The 16,175-nt window shown below is 65.5% G+C and carries 14 protein-coding genes; 11 read left to right on the top strand and 3 right to left on the bottom strand.

The annotated features are described in order from the left end of the window. Positions 1–117 precede the first annotated feature (117 nt). Positions 118–1,443, top strand: coding sequence for an aspartate aminotransferase family protein (locus A5892_RS16785; RefSeq protein ID WP_064123767.1), 1,326 nt, complete (start codon positions 118–120; stop codon positions 1,441–1,443). A gap of 21 nt (positions 1,444–1,464) precedes the next feature. Here A5892_RS16785 and pdxR read toward each other — a convergent pair whose 3' ends face one another. Further along, a complete protein-coding gene (gene pdxR / locus A5892_RS16780; RefSeq protein WP_064123766.1) occupies positions 1,465–2,931 on the bottom strand; it encodes a MocR-like pyridoxine biosynthesis transcription factor PdxR in 1,467 nt (488 codons plus the stop codon). Between the two features lie 191 nt (positions 2,932–3,122). Between pdxR and A5892_RS16775 the strand changes: the two genes are divergently transcribed. From A5892_RS16775 to ilvD, 5 genes are all read left to right on the top strand, one after another. After that, positions 3,123–4,001, top strand: a complete 879-nt coding sequence (locus A5892_RS16775; protein ID WP_223302716.1) for a transporter substrate-binding domain-containing protein — start codon at positions 3,123–3,125, stop codon at positions 3,999–4,001. 82 nt (positions 4,002–4,083) lie between these two features. Continuing rightward, positions 4,084–4,725 carry an amino acid ABC transporter permease gene (locus A5892_RS16770; protein ID WP_064123765.1) on the top strand — a complete coding sequence of 214 codons (642 nt, stop codon included), beginning with the start codon at positions 4,084–4,086 and terminating at the stop codon, positions 4,723–4,725. 10 nt (positions 4,726–4,735) lie between these two features. Continuing rightward, entirely contained in the window at positions 4,736–5,401 is a 666-nt protein-coding gene (locus A5892_RS16765; protein ID WP_064123764.1) for an amino acid ABC transporter permease, read from the top strand. Then, positions 5,394–6,152 carry an amino acid ABC transporter ATP-binding protein gene (locus A5892_RS16760; protein WP_064123763.1) on the top strand — a complete coding sequence of 253 codons (759 nt, stop codon included), beginning with the start codon at positions 5,394–5,396 and terminating at the stop codon, positions 6,150–6,152. Before A5892_RS16765 ends, A5892_RS16760 begins: the two co-directional genes overlap by 8 nt. Positions 6,153–6,495: 343 nt before the next feature. Beyond that, the gene (gene ilvD, locus A5892_RS16755) at positions 6,496–8,346 is read left to right on the top strand and encodes a dihydroxy-acid dehydratase (protein WP_064123762.1); all 1,851 of its coding nucleotides are present in this window, start codon (positions 6,496–6,498) and stop codon (positions 8,344–8,346) included. A 67-nt stretch (positions 8,347–8,413) separates the two neighbouring features. Here the strand turns inward: ilvD and A5892_RS16750 are convergent, their stop codons facing one another. Continuing rightward, positions 8,414–10,636 carry a TonB-dependent hemoglobin/transferrin/lactoferrin family receptor gene (locus tag A5892_RS16750; protein ID WP_064123761.1) on the bottom strand — a complete coding sequence of 741 codons (2,223 nt, stop codon included), beginning with the start codon at positions 10,634–10,636 and terminating at the stop codon, positions 8,414–8,416. A gap of 270 nt (positions 10,637–10,906) precedes the next feature. Here A5892_RS16750 and A5892_RS16745 point away from each other — a divergent pair, with 270 nt between their 5' ends. The 3 genes from A5892_RS16745 to A5892_RS16735 are packed head-to-tail and all read left to right on the top strand — an operon-like array spanning position 10,907 to position 13,524. Beyond that, positions 10,907–11,755 carry a heme/hemin ABC transporter substrate-binding protein gene (locus tag A5892_RS16745; protein ID WP_064123760.1) on the top strand — a complete coding sequence of 283 codons (849 nt, stop codon included), beginning with the start codon at positions 10,907–10,909 and terminating at the stop codon, positions 11,753–11,755. After that, positions 11,752–12,765 (top strand): FecCD family ABC transporter permease, encoded by a 1,014-nt coding sequence (locus tag A5892_RS16740; RefSeq protein ID WP_064123759.1) that lies wholly within the window; start codon positions 11,752–11,754, stop codon positions 12,763–12,765. Before A5892_RS16745 ends, A5892_RS16740 begins: the two co-directional genes overlap by 4 nt. 9 nt (positions 12,766–12,774) lie before the next feature. Beyond that, complete coding sequence (locus A5892_RS16735) at positions 12,775–13,524, top strand: ATP-binding cassette domain-containing protein (protein WP_064123758.1); 750 nt, start codon at positions 12,775–12,777, stop codon at positions 13,522–13,524. Between the two features lie 6 nt (positions 13,525–13,530). On the opposite strand, the gene nudE is transcribed toward A5892_RS16735, so the two are convergent. After that, entirely contained in the window at positions 13,531–14,139 is a 609-nt protein-coding gene (gene nudE, locus A5892_RS16730; protein ID WP_150123585.1) for an ADP compounds hydrolase NudE, read from the bottom strand. 183 nt (positions 14,140–14,322) lie between these two features. Between nudE and A5892_RS16725 the strand changes: the two genes are divergently transcribed. After that, positions 14,323–14,715: an RNA-binding S4 domain-containing protein gene (locus A5892_RS16725; protein WP_064123757.1), complete on the top strand. Its 393-nt coding sequence runs from the start codon at positions 14,323–14,325 to the stop codon at positions 14,713–14,715. 109 nt (positions 14,716–14,824) lie between these two features. Continuing rightward, entirely contained in the window at positions 14,825–15,727 is a 903-nt protein-coding gene (hslO, locus tag A5892_RS16720; RefSeq protein WP_064123756.1) for an Hsp33 family molecular chaperone HslO, read from the top strand. The last annotated feature ends 448 nt before the right edge of the window (positions 15,728–16,175 follow it).

Raw genomic sequence — 16,175 nt, 5'->3', positions numbered from 1 at the left:
CCTTCACTGGACTCGCTCTGTCCCTGTGCGCCGTCGTCCAGAGTTCCTTAGAGTATCCGCAGAAGCGCGCGCGGTCCGAGGCGCGTTGCATTCGTCACGATCAACGATGGAGCGCACATGGATATCTCGATCGACCCCGTAGCGGCAGTCACCAACGACGACGTCAAGCGCCTCGACCGCCAGGGTGTGTTCCACTCGTGGTCGACCCAGGGCAGCCTGGATCCGCTGGTGATCAAGAGCGGTGCCGGCTGCAAGCTCTGGGACTTCGACGGTCGCGAGTACCTCGATTTCTCGAGTCAGCTGGTCAATACCAACATCGGCCATCAGCATCCCAAGGTGATCGCGGCGATCAAGGCCCAGGCCGAAACGCTCACCACCATCGCGCCAGCGCATGCCAATCTGGCGCGCGGCGAGGCGGCCGCACGTATCCTGGCACGCGCACCGAAGGGCTTCGCCAAGGTGTTCTTCACCAACGCCGGCGCGGATGCCAACGAGAATGCGATCCGCATGGCGCGCGCCTTCACCCAGCGCGACAAAGTGCTGTCCGCCTACCGCTCCTACCATGGCAGCACCGGTTCGGCGATCGCCGCCACCGGCGACTTCCGCCGTGTGCCCAACGAGTTCGCCCGCGGCCACGTGCACTTCTTCAATCCCTTCCTCTATCGCACCGAGTTCTGGTCACGCGACGAGGAGGAGGAGTGTGCCCGTGCGCTGCAGCATCTGCGCCGGGTGATCGAATGCGAGGGGCCGGGCTCGATCGCCGCGATCCTGCTCGAGAGCATCCCCGGCACCGCGGGCGTCCTGGTCCCGCCGCGCGGGTACCTGCAGGGCGTGCGCAAGCTTGCCGATGAATTCGGCATCGTGCTGATCCTGGATGAAGTGATGGCCGGGTTCGGGCGTACGGGCAAATGGCTGGCCCTTGAGCATTTCGACGTGGTCCCTGATCTGATCACCTTCGCCAAGGGGGTCAACTCAGGCTATGTGCCCGCCGGCGGCGTGATGGTGGCGCAGCCGCTCAGCGACTACTTCGACGAGCACTTCTTCTACGGCGGGCTGACCTACTCTGGCCATCCGCTGGCAATGGCCGCGATCGTCGCCACCCTGGATGCGATGGACGAGGAGGGCGTGGTCGAGAACGCGGCCTCGATCGGAAGCCGGCTGCTGGGCCCGGGGATCGCGGCATTGGCCGAACGTCACGAAGTGATCGGCGAAGTTCGCGGGCTCGGTGTATTCCATGCCATCGAGCTGGTCTCCGACCGCCAGCGGCGTACTCCGCTCGGAGCGGAGCAGATGGGCAGGCTCAAGCGCGCGATGGTGACCCGTGGCCTGCTGCCATTCGTGGTCGAGAACCGCATCCATGTGGTGCCGCCCTGCATCGTCACCCCGGCCGAGGTCGAACAAGGGCTTGCCATCATCGACGAGGCGCTCTCCGAGCTGGCGTGATCTCGGGTGCGGGCGGGTGGTTCACTCTCCGCTGAAAATCCGCGACAGCAGCTCGATCCCGGGCTCGATTCGTTCGACGTCGATCGCGTCGAAGCCCAGGCGCATGAAGTTGCGCGGCGGGACCTGGTCGAAGAAGTGCTGGAAGCCCGGTTCGATCAGTATGCCGCTCTGCGATGCGCGCCACGCCAGACGCTGGGTATCGCAGGCTTCGGGCGTGGCGATCCAGAAGGCGCTGGCGTGGTCGCCGCTGATCCGCCGGCAGTCCGGCAGGTGGCGGCGCAGCGCCCCATCGAGCAGCTCCCAGCGCTGGCGCGAGCTCTGCTGCTGCAGGCGCAGGGCGCGATCGTAGTGGCCCTGGGCGAGGAACTGGGCGAGCTGGCGCTGCAGGCTCGATGGCGGGTGGCGGTACATCAGCCGGCGCAGCGCGCGCAGTTCGAAGATCAGCTCCGCGTCGGCGACCAGGTAGCCCAGGCGCAGGCCGGCGGAGAGCGACTTAGAAAAGCTGCTCAGGTAGATCACCCGATGGCCGCGTTGATCGCTCTTCAGCGCCGGCAATGCATCGCGCTCGACGTTGGTCTCGGCGTCGTAGTCGTCTTCGATCACGATCTGGTCGCGCTGCACCGCTTGGTCCAGCAGTGCCCTGCGCCGAGCGCGGCTCATCGGTACGCCGCTCGGCACTTGGTGGCTGGGGGTGACGTAGAGATAGTCGCAGTCGTGGGTCGCAGCTTCGAGGGTGAGCCCTTCGGCATCGACCGGGCAGCCTACCAGCTGCGCGCCCTGACGGGCGAAGACGCTGGCTGCTTCGCGGTAGCCGGGATTCTCCATCGCGACGCGGGTCGCGCCGGTGAACAGCAGCTGGGTGACCAGGAACAGCGCATTCTGCGAGCCGAGGGTGATCAGGATTTCATCCGCATCGGCGAGGATGCCGCGCTTTGGCAGCACCCGGGTGCGCAGCTGCTCGATCAGCGCCGGGTCATCCTGGTCGTAGCGATCGTTGAGCCACTGGCGGTCGCGGCGCTCCTCGAGCAGCTGCCTGCTGGCTTCGCGCCACTGACCGAGCGGGAAGCGCTGGGCATCGCGCTGGCCGTAGATGAACGGGTAGCGATAGTCCATCCAGTTGCTTGGACGCAGCACGCCTTCGAAATGGCTGGGTCGATGAGAAAAACGACGGTGCCAATTCGGTGCATGCTCTGGCTCGTCGAGCCGCGTCGATGATTCGCCGGCGAACGGAGGCGCATGGTAGGACTCGTGGAGATAGTAGCCGCTGCGCGGCCGGCTGATCAGATAGCCGTCTTCGACCAGGCTTTCATAGACCAGCGCCACGGTGTTGCGTGAGACCCCGAGCTGGTGGGACAGCCGGCGACACGAGGGCAGCGCTTCGTTGACCGGCAGCGTGCCGGTGCAGATGGCATCGAGCAGCGCCTTGCGTATCTTCTCCTGTAGGCTGCCGCGCTGGTCTGATTCCAGCTGGAAGTAGCGCTCTATCATCTCATGCTCCATCGGTTCCCACGTCATTGGCTTGCAAGATCCGTGCCTTGTCAGACGCCCATCTGACACAAGCAATCCCGCCAACTGGCTCTATGGCTCCGTCGAGGCGATTCACTAGGGTAGGGCCAAGGCGATTCGCCCTAACGACTGATCGACTACAACGATAACGAAACGCCTTGGAGAGCTGACGTATGCATGCCCCTGCCCCTTTCTCCCGCTTGTTCACCGCCACCGCGCTGATGCTGACCACTCTCGGAATGCTCGCGGCCCCGCTGGCCCAGGCCGCCGATCTCGATGAGATCGAGTCGCGAGGCTACATGAGCGTGGCCACCGAGGATGACTACGCACCGTTCAACTTCATGAACAATGGCCAGCCCGATGGCTTCAACAAGGATGTGATCGACGAGCTGAGGCAGTATGCGTCGTTCGATGTTCGCCAGGATATCCTGCCCTGGACCGGGCTGCTCGCCTCGGTGGCCAATCGCCAGTACGACGCGGCGATCACCGGTGCGTCGTTGACCGTCGATCGGCTCCGTGCGCTCAATTTCGCCCCGCCGATCGCCTCGGCCCAGCACTTCTACGTCAAGCGCAAGGGCGATGACAGGATCAACTCGGTTGCCGAGCTCAGCGGCAGGACCGTCGGCGTCCAGGCAGGCAGTGCGCTGCTCGCCCGACTTCCCGAGCTCGAAACGATGCTCGAGGCTTCAGGTGGCGAGCTCGGAGAAGTGGTGCAGTACCAGTCCTACCCCGAGGCCTATGCCGATCTCGCCAATGGGCGGCTCGACTACGTGATCGATTCGATCGTGCCGGTCAACAATCTGGTGAGTACCCGGCCGGACGTCTTCGAGCGCGGCCAGGCGGTTTCGGGCGGCGGCTTCGTTGGCTGGCCGGTGCCGAAGACGAGCCCTGAACTGCTTGCCTTCCTCACCGAGTTCCTCGATCACCTGCGCGAGAGCGGCCGCCTGGCCGAGCTGCAAGAGAAGTGGTTTGGCGAATCGTTCGACGACCTGCCCACCGAGCCGATCACCACGGCGGATCAGTTCCGCGAGTTGGCCGGCCTCGAAGAGTAGTCCCGTCGTCGCGGCGGCGATGGCCGCCGCGGATTGAAATCCAGCCGCTTCGCCGCGCCTTGCGCGGTTCGAGGAGTCGTCTTTGAATTCGCAAACCTGGCTGCTGTTGCTCGAAGGGGCGTGGACCACGGTATGGATCTCGGCCGTCTCGATTGCCATTGGGGTAGTCCTGGGCCTTGGTATCGCCCTGGTACGGATGCTGAGGATTCCATTCGTCGATCAACTGCTGGTGCTCTACGTCAGCATCGCGCGGGCGACACCTCTGGTCACGCTGGTGCTGTTCATCTTCCTCGTCGCGCCGACCTTCGGCATCGTGATGAATCGCAACCTGGCCGCGATCCTCGCCCTGACGCTCAACACCGCTGCATTCAACGCTGAAATCTGGCGCAGCGCCTTTTTGTCGTTCTCCAAGGAGCAGCGCGAGGCGGCGATGGCCTGCGGGATGACGCCGTGGCTTTGTTTTCGCCGGATCATGCTGCCGCAGATGATCACCGTGAGCCTCCCTGGGCTGGTCAACGAGATGTCGTTTCTGATTAAGGGGAGCCCGGCGATCGCGGTGATCGGTATCGTCGACCTGACCCGCGTGACCAATCGGATCTCTGCGGTCACCTACGAGCCGCTGCCGCCTATCCTCGCTGCCGCCGTGCTCTACATGGTGGTGATCTACGCCCTGATCCAGCTGCAGGCGCTTGCCGAGCGGCGTGCTCACCGGCTAGCGGTCTGAGGAAAATCCGATGGAAAATTGGCAAATCGTCTGGGAAGCCCGAGACAGTCTGATCTCAGGTTTGTTTACCACGATCGAGATATTCCTGATTGGCAGCGTGCTCGCCTTCCTGCTCGGCTGCCTGGTGGTCTACCTGCTCGAGCAGGCCGGCCCATGGCTGCGCCGGGCGCTGCGGGTGGCGATCGACTTGATGCGTACGCTGCCGTTTCTGATCTTCGCCTACCTGCTTTACTACGGCTTGCCAAGCCTCGGGGTGCGGCTCGACGCCTGGACCGCGGGCCTGATCGCACTGGTGATCTACCACGGCGCCTATTTTGCCGAGATGCTGCGCGGTGCGCGGTTGGTGATGCCGGCGGGTGGCGTGGAGGCGGCGCGGGCCTGTGGCTTCCATGGCTTCACCCTGTTCCGTCGTATCCTGCTGCCGCAGCTTTTGATCCGGGTCCGGCCGCTGATTGGCAACCAGCTGATCTATTGCCTCAAGGACACCGCATTCCTGACCATCATCACGGTCAACGAGCTGACGGCGGCAGCCAATTCGATCCAGGCGACCTATTTCATTCCGATGGAGGCGTTCGTCGCCGTGATCGGGCTTTACTGGATGGTCAGTATCGTCATCGAACTGTTGGTCAAATGGGCCGGCAGGTTCGGCCGCAAGCGAGGATTCGATCATGTCTGAGGTTCCCGTCGTCAGCCTCGAGGGCGTGTCGAAGAGTTTCAACGGGGTGGAAGTGCTGCGCGATATCCATCTCGACGTCTCGCGTGGCGAGGTAGTCAGCGTGCTTGGGGCGTCCGGCTCGGGCAAGTCGACCATGCTGCGTTGCATCAATTGGCTCGAGCAGCCGGATCGCGGCACGGTCAAAATCAACGGCGAGCACATCGGTGTCGATGCCCATGGCAAGCAGATGTCGGTTCGCGCATTGGCCAGCCTGCGCGCGCGCACCGGGATGGTGTTCCAGAGTTTCAATCTATGGCCACACCTGACCGTGCTGCAGAACGTCATCGAGGCACCGGTGCACGTCAAGCGGATTCCGCGCAGCCGTGCGGTGGAGGAAGCGCTGGCGCTGCTCGACAAGGTCGGCATGGGGCATAAGCGCGATGCCTTCCCCTACACCCTTTCCGGCGGGCAGAAGCAGCGGGTGGCGATCGCGCGCGCCTTGGCGATGGCGCCGGAGGTGCTGCTGTTCGACGAGCCGACCTCGGCGCTCGACCCGGAACTGGTCGGCGAGGTGCTGGCGGTGATGCGCGCGCTCTCCTTGGACGGCTACACCATGGTGGTGGTCACCCATGAGATGGAGTTCGCCCGCGCGGTCTCCGACCAGGTGGTGTTCCTCGACAAGGGCAAGCTGATCGAGCGCGCGCCTCCCGAGCGTTTCTTCACTGCTCCCGAGAGCGAGCGGGTGCAGCGCTTCCTCGCCACTCACCGCTAGCGAGCGGTTTGCGCGCATGGCGCGAGATGCCCCCACTGTGGCAAGATGAGGGTCAATTTCCGCTTGGCGTATCGCTCGACGTCCCGTGCCGACCGTCACGGGGCGCTCCCAGTCCCGCCCACGCCGCGACGCCGCTTCACGAGAGCGGCGTCGCGGCGGCGTCTTTGCTCCCTCCTCGCGCCGCGAGGAAGGCTTGGCGTTGGCGAGGCTGAGCTTCTTTTCTCACCGGAACGAAGGCGAACACGGCCGTTCCGCCGGCGCTCGATCGAATGGTGTGCTGCGACGACCAGATGCGGGTCGCGACCCATCCGCTCGATCCATAGCTACGTGACGAGGAGGCTCCATGCCCACATACCGTTCCCGTACCACCACCGCGGGCCGCAACATGGCCGGCGCGCGCGCCCTGTGGCGCGCCACCGGCATGCAGGACGGCGATTTCGAAAAGCCGATCGTCGCGGTGGCCAACTCCTTCACCCAGTTCGTTCCCGGCCATGTCCACTTGAAAGACATGGGACAGCTGGTCGCTCGCGAGATCGAGCGTGCCGGCGGGGTGGCCAAGGAGTTCAATACCATCGCGGTCGACGATGGCATCGCCATGGGCCACGACGGGATGCTCTACTCGCTGCCCTCGCGCGACATCATCGCCGATTCGGTCGAGTACATGGTCAATGCGCACTGTGCCGATGCCTTGGTGTGCATCTCCAACTGCGACAAGATCACCCCCGGCATGCTGATGGCGGCGATGCGGCTCAACATCCCGGTGGTCTTCGTTTCCGGCGGGCCGATGGAGGCGGGCAAGACCAAGCTGCTCAACCACGGCCTCGACCTGGTCGATGCGATGGTGATGGCCGCCGACGACAGCGTCGACGACGAGACCCTGGCCGAGGTCGAGCGCAGCGCCTGCCCGACCTGCGGCAGCTGCTCGGGGATGTTCACCGCCAACTCGATGAACTGCCTCACCGAGGCGCTCGGCCTGGCGCTGCCGGGCAACGGCACGGTGCTCGCCACCCATACCGATCGCAAGCGCTTGTTCGAGCGCGCCGGCCACACCATCGTCGAGCTGGCGCGGCGCTACTACGAGCAGGACGACGCCTCGGTGCTGCCGCGCTCGATCGGCTCGCGCGATGCGTTCAAGAACGCCATGACCCTCGACATCGCGATGGGCGGTTCGACCAACACCATCCTGCACCTGCTCGCCGCGGCCCAGGAAGGCGAGGTCGACTTCACCATGGCCGACATCGACAAGCTCTCCCGAGAAGTGCCACAGCTCTGTAAGCTGGCACCGAACACCCAGAAGTACCACATCGAGGATTGCCACCGCGCCGGTGGGATCATGGGGATCCTCGGTGAGCTCGATCGCGCCGGGGTGCTCAATACCAGCCTGCCGACCGTGCATGCCCCGAGCCTTGCCGCTGCGCTCGACGAGTGGGACATCATGCGCAGCCCCTCGCCCGAGGTGGTCGAGTTCTTCAAGGCCGGCCCCGGGGGCGTGCGTACCCAGCAAGCGTTCTCGCAGAGTGCGCGCTGGCCGAGCCTCGACGGTGACCGTGCCCAGGGCTGCATCCGCGATCTCGAGCACGCCTTCTCTCCCGAAGGCGGCCTCGCGGTGCTGTTCGGCAACATCGCCGAGAGCGGCTGCGTGGTGAAGACCGCAGGGGTCGACGACTCGATCCTGGTGTTCGAGGGCCCGGCCCATGTGGTCGAGTCCCAGGACCAGGCGGTCGAGCACGTGCTCAGTGGCAAGGTGAAGGCGGGTGAAGTGGTGGTGATCCGCTATGAGGGACCGAAGGGAGGGCCGGGTATGCAGGAGATGCTCTACCCGACCTCGTATCTCAAGTCCAAAGGGCTCGGCAAGGCCTGCGCTCTGCTCACCGACGGGCGTTTCTCCGGTGGTACCTCGGGGCTCTCGATTGGCCACGTCTCCCCCGAGGCCGCGGCGGGCGGTGCGATCGGGCTGGTCGAGCAGGGTGATCTGATCCGTATCGACATCCCCAGCCGGCGTATCGACGTGCTGCTCGAACCCGCCGAGCTGGCTCGTCGCCGGGAGGCGATGGAGGCGCGCGGTGACAAAGCGTGGAAGCCCTCGATCGAGCGTGTCCGTCGGGTCAGCGCCGCGCTCAAGGCCTATGCGATGCTCGCCACCTCTGCCGACCGCGGCGCGGTGCGGGACCTGGCCAAGCTCGAGGGTCGCTGATCCCGCGTTATCGCTTGCCCTTCTGACACACGCCCCCGCAATCGCGGGGGCGTGTGCGTTTCAGGCCCTAGAACACGTATTCGACGCTGGCGCCGAAGTTGCGTCCCGGCTGGGTATAGCGGTCGATACCGGCGCTGGTGGCAAGACCGCGAACGTCGTCCCACACCCAATACTGCTTGTCGGCGAGGTTGAACACGCCGCCGCGCAGGGTCAGGTGCTCGCCGACGCGCAGGTAGCCGGTCAGGTCGTAGAGCTGGTAGGCGCCTGGGGCGTAGGGGCTTTCGCCGGCGTCGGCCTGGCTGACGTGATTGACGAAGGTCGCCGCCAGTTCGCTGCCCCAGCGCTGGCTCGGGGCGTCGTAGCCGAGGCTGACCACGCCCTGGACCGGCGGTACCGATTGGATCGCGCCGCCATCCTCGAGGTTCTTGCCCTCGATGTAGGCCAATGCGCCGCGCAGCGACAGGCCCTGGGCCCAGCCTAAGGCCTGCGCCAGGTCGAGCACGCCCTTGGCCTCGAAGCCGCGGATCAAAGCACGATCGAGGTTCTGGGTGGTGTATTCACCCAATGGATAGTTGGTAGGATCGATGCTGACCGAGGCGTTGCTTTCGATGAAGTTGCGATAGTGGGTGTAGAAACTGGTCACTTCCGCGCTGCCCAGGCGACCGTCGAAGCGCAGGCCGAGCTCGACGAAGCGGCTGTACTCGGGCTGCAGGTCGGGGTTGGCGACGATCCGATAGGGGCGTCCGGCGACGGCATAATCGTAGTAGAGCTCGTCGTAGGAGGGCGCGCGGAAGCCGAAGCCGGTCTTGCCGAACAGCTGGAGGTTGGGGGTGAATCGCCAGGTGCCGCCGATCTGGCCGGTGAGCGCGCGATCCTCGGCGTCATCGTAGGACTGCGAGGTCAGGCCGTCGTTGTCCAGGTCGTAGGAGTAGCGGTCGAAGCGCAGCGCCGGGGTGAGCGAGCCTCGATCATCGGCGAACGATAGCCGATCCTGCAGGTAGAGCCCTATGCGGGTCGCCGTGCCGGGAGGCGAGAAACGGGTGGCCTCCACGGTCCCTGCATCGAGGTTGAAGTCGCTGTTGCGGTTGTTGTAGGCGTCGCGCTTGATTACCACCCCATAGGCGAGCTGCTGCGGCACGCCGAGCTCCAGCGCCTTGGCGAAGTCGGCCTTGAGCTGCCAGCTGTTCTGGGTGTATTCGCGGTCGACCTTGCGCTCGTAGACACTGGGGCCGGAGGCGTAGGTGAACGAACTGTCGTCGATCGTCGAGGTGCGCTGCCAGTCGAGGCGCCAGCGGACGTCGTCGAACATCGTGGTGTCGAGCAGCGCGTCCTGGTAGATGCCGAGGCGAGTGCGGGTCAGCGAGTCATCGGTGAAGTAGTCGCGATAGCTCGAGGTCTCCGAGGAGAACGCGTGCAGCTGCGAGGAGGCGCGATACTTCTGCGCGACCATGCCGATGCGGCCGTTGTCCATCACCCGCTGTAGCTTGAGCAGCAGGTCGTAGTTGTCGATGTCGCCAGGGTCCGGGGTGGTGCGCGAAGCACCGCTGGTGCGGTCGTCGCTGCCATTGCTTTCATGGTTCCTGGTGGCTTGGCCGTGGCGGTTGGTCAGTACCAGCAGCGATTCGAACTCGCCTCGACGCGCCGCTAGGGTGGTGCTCTCGAAGAACGCCTTTCGATCGCTGCGATATCCCGCTTTGAAGCTGGCGTAGCTGTCGTTCCCGCTCGGGGCGAGGAAATCCTCCGGCGCCTTGAGCCGCATGTCGACCACGCCGCTGAGCCCCGATCCCGCCACGGCGTCGCCGCCCTTGATCACGTTGATCCCAGCGAGGGACTCGACGTCGACGCTGACCCGGCTGCTTTTCAGATAGGTCGAAGTAGGACCGTAGCTCTCCGCCATCTCGAGTCCATCGAGTCCGATCGATACCCTGTTCTCGTCCAGTCCACGCACGTTGAAGCCGGCGAGGCCGAAGCGTCCTTTGTTGGTCACCAGCACCCCGGGTTCGTAGCGGGTGGCATCCGCGATCGAGTAGGACAACGTGCTGGCCAGCTTCTCTGCGTCGACCGTGGCGACGGTACTCTGTTCCAGGGTGGTTCGCTCGACCGCGGAGGGCGCGCGCTTGGCGTTGACCTCCAGAGTCGGCAGCGAGACCGGGTGCTCGTTTTGCGGTGCGATGGCGGTCTGTGCCTGGGCCGCCGATGCGGCCAGCGATATGGCGATCGCCAGCGGAGAGACGAGCAGGCTGGCCGGCCGGCGTTGGCAACGCGTGGCCGAGTGTGACGAGGTCTTCATGATGGCTGGTTGGGTGCCCTTGAATGTTATATGGCGAAAGGTTCGAGGATCGTTTTTTAATGATATTTATTGTCATTGGTATTCTAATGTCGTTCGCATTCCTGCGCTACGTCCGCATAGGGTCCAAAACCCAGCATTAGGAGGGCGCCTGTCCGGCATACCACCATCGATCAGGCTCGATGCCCGGGCGAAGGCTGTCGTGTGCGCGAAATTTTCTTGAAGTTGGTGTTTTTCTTGCACGGAGTCCGCGATGAGCAGAGGGGATTTAAAATGAAAAGGCTGCAATGCAGGGTCGTCGCCGTGCTGCTGCTGTTCGGTTTGCTGGGCGGTGTCCGCTTCGCTTGGGCGGCCGCAGACACCGTGGTCATCGGTGGCGATGTCGCCGAGATCGTGGCCGAACTGGGGCGCGCGGAGGTGCTGGTGGGCCGCGACGACACCGGCGTCTATCCCGCTGAGATCGCGCTGCTGCCGTCGGTCGGTTATCTGCGCAGGCTCTCGGCGGAGAGCGTGCTTTCGCTCGGTGCCCGGCGGCTGCTGGTCAGCGACGCGGCGCAGCCGCGCGAGACGCTCGCCCAGCTCGAGGCGAGCGGAGTCGAGGTGGTGCGCATCGACGCTGGGCAGGATTTCGACGCGCTGGAGCGCAAGGTCCGGCAGGTCGCCACCGCGCTCGATGCAAAAGCCCAGGGTGAGGAGCTGATCGCACGTATCGACGAGCAGCGTGCGCGGGTCGAGGGCCTAGCGCCGCTCGACGCGCGTGCGCTGTTCATTCTCGGCCACGGCGGTGCGCCGATGGTGGCGGGCCGAGGCAACTCGGCGGATGCCGCGATGCGCCTCGCCGGGCTCGACTGGCGGCCCGAGTTTTCCGGCTACAAGCGAGTGGGTGGTGAAGCGCTGGTGGCGCTCGCGCCCGAGGTGGTGCTGATCTCGCGCATCGGTCTCGAAGCGCTGGGCGGCGAGGAGGCGCTGTGGCGCATGCCGGGTATCGGAATGACCCCCGCGGGACGCGAGCGGCGCTATATCGAGATCGACGAGCAGGCCTTGCTCGGCTTCGGGCCGCGCACGCCCGCGGCGATCCTGGCGCTCCACGCAGCGCTGGCCGACGAGGAGGCCGGCGGATGAGCGGTGGGCAGGCCAAGCCCGAGGCGAAAGTAATGCTGCTGCTCGGTCTGCTCGCGCTGGCATTGATGATCGGTGCCAGCAGCGGGGTGATCGGCCTGTCGCCCCGGCTGCTGTTCGGCGACTGGCCGGATGCGCTCGGCTGGCAGGTGTGGTGGCAACTGCGCCTGCCGCGGCTGCTGCTCGGCGTGCTGATCGGGGCGATGCTGGCCGCCGGTGGCGCTGCGATGCAGGGGCTGTTTCGCAATCCGCTCGCCGATCCGACCCTGCTGGGGCTGGCCAACGGTGCCGGGCTCGCGGTCGCGGCGCTGATCGTCCTCGGTGGGGGATTGGCTGGGCCGCTCGGCCTCTATGCGCAGTTCCTCGCCGGCTTCATCGGCGCGTTAGTGGTCAGCGCGCTGGTGTTCCAGATCGGTCGGCGCTATCAAGGCCGTGAGGCGGTGGTGACCCTACTGCTCGCGGGACTGGCGATCAATGTGATCGCCGGTGCCGGGGGAGGGCTTCTTGCCTTCATCGCCAGCGACGAGCAGCTGCGCCAGCTGAGTCTTTGGGGGATGGGGAGCCTTGCCCATGCGCTATGGCCTGCGACCCTTGCCGCGATGGTGCTGCTGCCGCTGGCGCTGCTAGGGCTCGCCCGCTGCGCGCGTGGTCTTGACCTGCTGCAGCTCGGCGAGCTGACCGCGCACGCCGCCGGCCTCGATGCGCAGTCGCTGCGTCGCCGAGTGATCCTCGCGGTCTCCCTGGGGGTGGGGGCGAGCGTCGCCCTGGCGGGAATCATCGGCTTCATCGGCCTGCTCGTGCCCCATGTGCTCAGGCTATGGCTAGGGCCGGGCCACCGCTTGCTGCTGCCGGCGTCGATGGTGGGCGGCGCGCTGCTGTTGGTGGTCGCCGACACCCTGGCGCGGACGATGATGTCGCCCGCGGAGGTGCCGGTGGGGCTTTTGACCAGTCTGCTTGGTGGTCCTTACTTTTTGTGGCTGCTGCTGCGTCGGCGCCGTACTGCGATGGAGTAGCGAACATCGATGTTGACCCTCGAAGAAGCCTGCCTCGACACCACGCCGCGCCTTGCGGCGATCACCGATCGCCTGGCGCCGGGCGAGTTGCTTGGTGTGATCGGCCCTAATGGCGCGGGCAAGAGCACGCTGATCTCGCTGCTCTCTGGCTATCGCGCTCCGTCCCGGGGGCGAGTCCTTTTCGACGGGGTGGCGCTCGCCGACCACGACCCTGCGGTCCTGGCGCGCCGGCGTGCGCTGGTTGCCCAGGCGGAGGCGCCGGCGTTCGACTGGCGGGTATCCGAGTTCCTGGGGCTGGGCGGCGGCACCAGCGATGGCATTGCCCGTGCGATCCATGCGCTCGAGCTCGAAGCTTTCGAGGCACGAGGCATCGGTGGCCTGTCCGGTGGCGAACGCCAGCGAGTGATGATCGCCCGAGCGCTGTGCCAGCTGGATGCGCTGGAGGGTGATAAGGCGCTTACGCGTCTGCTGCTGCTGGACGAGCCGAACAGTGCCCTCGATATCGGTCATCAGCAGCGTTTGATGCGCCTTCTGCAGCGGCTGGCCCGTGAACGCGGGATGGGAGTGGTCTGCGTGCTGCACGATCTCAACCTTGCCGCCACCTACTGCGACCGGCTCTGGCTGTTGCGCGATGGCGCGCGCGTGGCCAGCGGCAGCCCGCGGGAAGTATTCGCCAATGGCGGGATCGCCGAAGTGTTCGACGTCGAGCTGGAGATCAGCCTGTGCGATGAACGGCCGCGCCTGCGCTTGCGGCGGTAGCTGACATCACCACGGCAGCGGGGTGTCGTCCGCGTGCGATCCGGTGATGTCGTAGCCTGAGAGGTTGTCGAGGTAGTCACGCGCCATGTAGAGCGCCGCGATGCTGCGTGCTTCGTGGAAGTCGTCGCGGTTGAGCAGTTGATCGAGCTGGTCGAGGCGAAAGCGAACCACCTCGAGCGGTTCGGGCTCGTCGCCCGGGAGGCGTTCGGGATAAAGGCCGGTGGCGAGGACCACGGTGATTCGATGGGCCATGTAGTTGGGCGCGATGCTCAGTTCGGTGAGCGGTTCGATCGAACGCGCGCCGAAGCCGCACTCCTCCTTGAGCTCGCGATTGGCCGCGGAGATCATGTCCTCGCCCGGGTCGATGGAACCCTTGGGCAATCCGAGCAGGTGGCGCTCGAACCCAGCGGCGTACTCTCGTACCAGCAGGACGTGCTCGGGGTCGGGCATCGCCACGATCATTACCGCGCTGAAGCCCCCCGAACTGCGCAGACGCTCGAAGGTGCGCCGCTCGCCGTTGGAGAAGCGCAGATCGAGCTCCTCGATGCAGAACAGGCGTGAGCGGGCGAGCTCGCGCCGGGCGATGATGGTCGGTTTGTCGGTGGGCATGGCCATATCCTCGGCAGGTCGCGCGATGGGCGCACGTTTCCTCGGATCGCGCGCGCCATGCTAGGTTCCATCCTTAGCCTTGGGCGAGCGATTGTCCACTGCTTGCGGCGTTGCTCTTGGTGAATTGTGACTTCGCCCCCATCTTGATCCTCAACCCAGACGCCGGCCGGTTCGGCGACGAGAGGAGCAATGATGGATCAGGTTCGACTCGACAAATGGCTGTGGGCTGCGCGCTTGTTCAAGACCCGGGCACTGGCGAAGAAGGCGATAGAGGGCGGCAAGGTCCACTACGATGGCGAGCGTGCCAAGACCAGCAAGCAGGTGGCTGCGGGTGCGCGGCTCAAGGTGACCCAGGGGTGGGACACCCTCGAGATCGAGGTGCTGGCGCTGAGCGACCAGCGCCGTGGTGCGGACCACGCGCGCACGCTCTACACCGAGACGCCGGCCAGCCGCGAGCGTCGCGAACGCGAGGCGCAAAATCGCAAGCTTGCGCACCAGAGCATGCAGGCGCCGCCGCATCGGCCGGACAAGAAGTCTCGCCGCGAGATCCATCGCTTCCAGCGCCAAGGGTTCGACGACTGAAACCCCGTGCCTGCCGGTGTTCTCTGCGCGCGTCCACGCCGGGCGTGGACTTTCCAAGGCTATCGCGCCCGCGCTCGCTCGCGCGGCGCCCTCGATGGATTTTTTACCGATGACTCAATCCGAATCCGATCGGCTGCAGCGTTTCCTGTTCGACGATACCCAGGTACGCGGTGAGCTGGTGCAGCTCGAAGACAGCTATCAGAGCACGCTCTCCCGCCACGATTATCCCGCGCCGGTCGAGCGCCTGCTCGGCGAGCTGCTCGCGGCCTGCGCGCTGCTCACTGCGACGATCAAGCTCGATGGCGTGCTCAGTCTCGAAGTGCGCGGCGATGGGCCGCTTTCGCTGCTGATGGCCGAATCGAATCCCGGCGGCACCGAGATCGCGCAGCGGCTGCGCGCGATCGCACGCTTCGATGAGCAGGCGCTGGTAGCGCTCGACGATGCGAGCCTGTCCTCGCTGGTCGGTACGGGGCAGGTGGTGATCACCCTCGATCCACGTGGCGGGCAGCGTTACCAAGGGATCGTCGCACTCGATCAAGCGACCTTGAGCGGCTGCCTGGAGGAGTATTTCGCGCGTTCCGAGCAGCTGCCGACCCGGCTCTGGCTCGCTGCGGGCGAGCGCCGCGCCGCAGGGCTGCTGGTTCAAAAACTGCCCGAGGACGGCCGCCAGCCGGATATGGACGCATGGGATCGGATCAACGCGCTGGCCGAGACCATCACCAGCGAGGAGCTGCTGGAGCTTGCGCCCGAGCAGGTGCTTTATCGGCTGTTTCATGAGGAGCGCGCCCGGCTGTTCGAGCCGTCACCGCTCGCCTTCGGCTGCACCTGCTCGCGTGAACGCTTCGCCCAGGCGCTGCATCGGCTCGGCGCCGAGGAGCTGCGCTCGGCGGTCGCCGAACAGGGGCGCATCGATACCCACTGCCACTTCTGCAACACGCACTACGTGTTCAGCGCCGCGGATGTCGAGGAGCTGATCCAGCGCCCCGATGCACCTTCCCCGACCTTGCACTGATCGTTCGCCGAACGAGTCATCGAGCCCGCGCATTTAGCGCGGGCTTCAGACTGCTCGCCGTATACGGCGAGCAGCATCCCAGAACTATCGCTACCGGCTAACAAACTACGTTTCGCCATGGATGAATGAAAAGTACCCATCTACAAAAACCAATATGACCATCCTCAGCGAGAGGCTCGTTATGCGACTTCTATTTGCAGGCCTATTCTGCGCCATCAGCCTGACAGCCTGCGGCAGTACTCCACCCTTCCAACCCGTACCGGACTCTTATCTGCTCTGGGCAAAGCCAGGCGCCTCCCAACTCGAGGTGAAGAAAGCCCTGCTGGAGTGCGGCATGGCCAGCCCCAGCTCACCGGCACGACCACCACTGGATCCGCGCACACCCGATCAATTGGCAGCAGCAGAGAATTGCATGCAGGCAGCAGGCTTCAAGGCCCCCCAGCCGAGC

The organism is Halotalea alkalilenta, from assembly GCF_001648175.1.
In the GTDB taxonomy this organism is placed as follows: Bacteria; Pseudomonadota; Gammaproteobacteria; order Pseudomonadales; family Halomonadaceae; genus Halotalea; species Halotalea alkalilenta_A.
The sequence above is the reverse complement of the archived record's forward strand: the minus strand, read 5'-3'. Positions and strand labels throughout refer to the sequence as shown.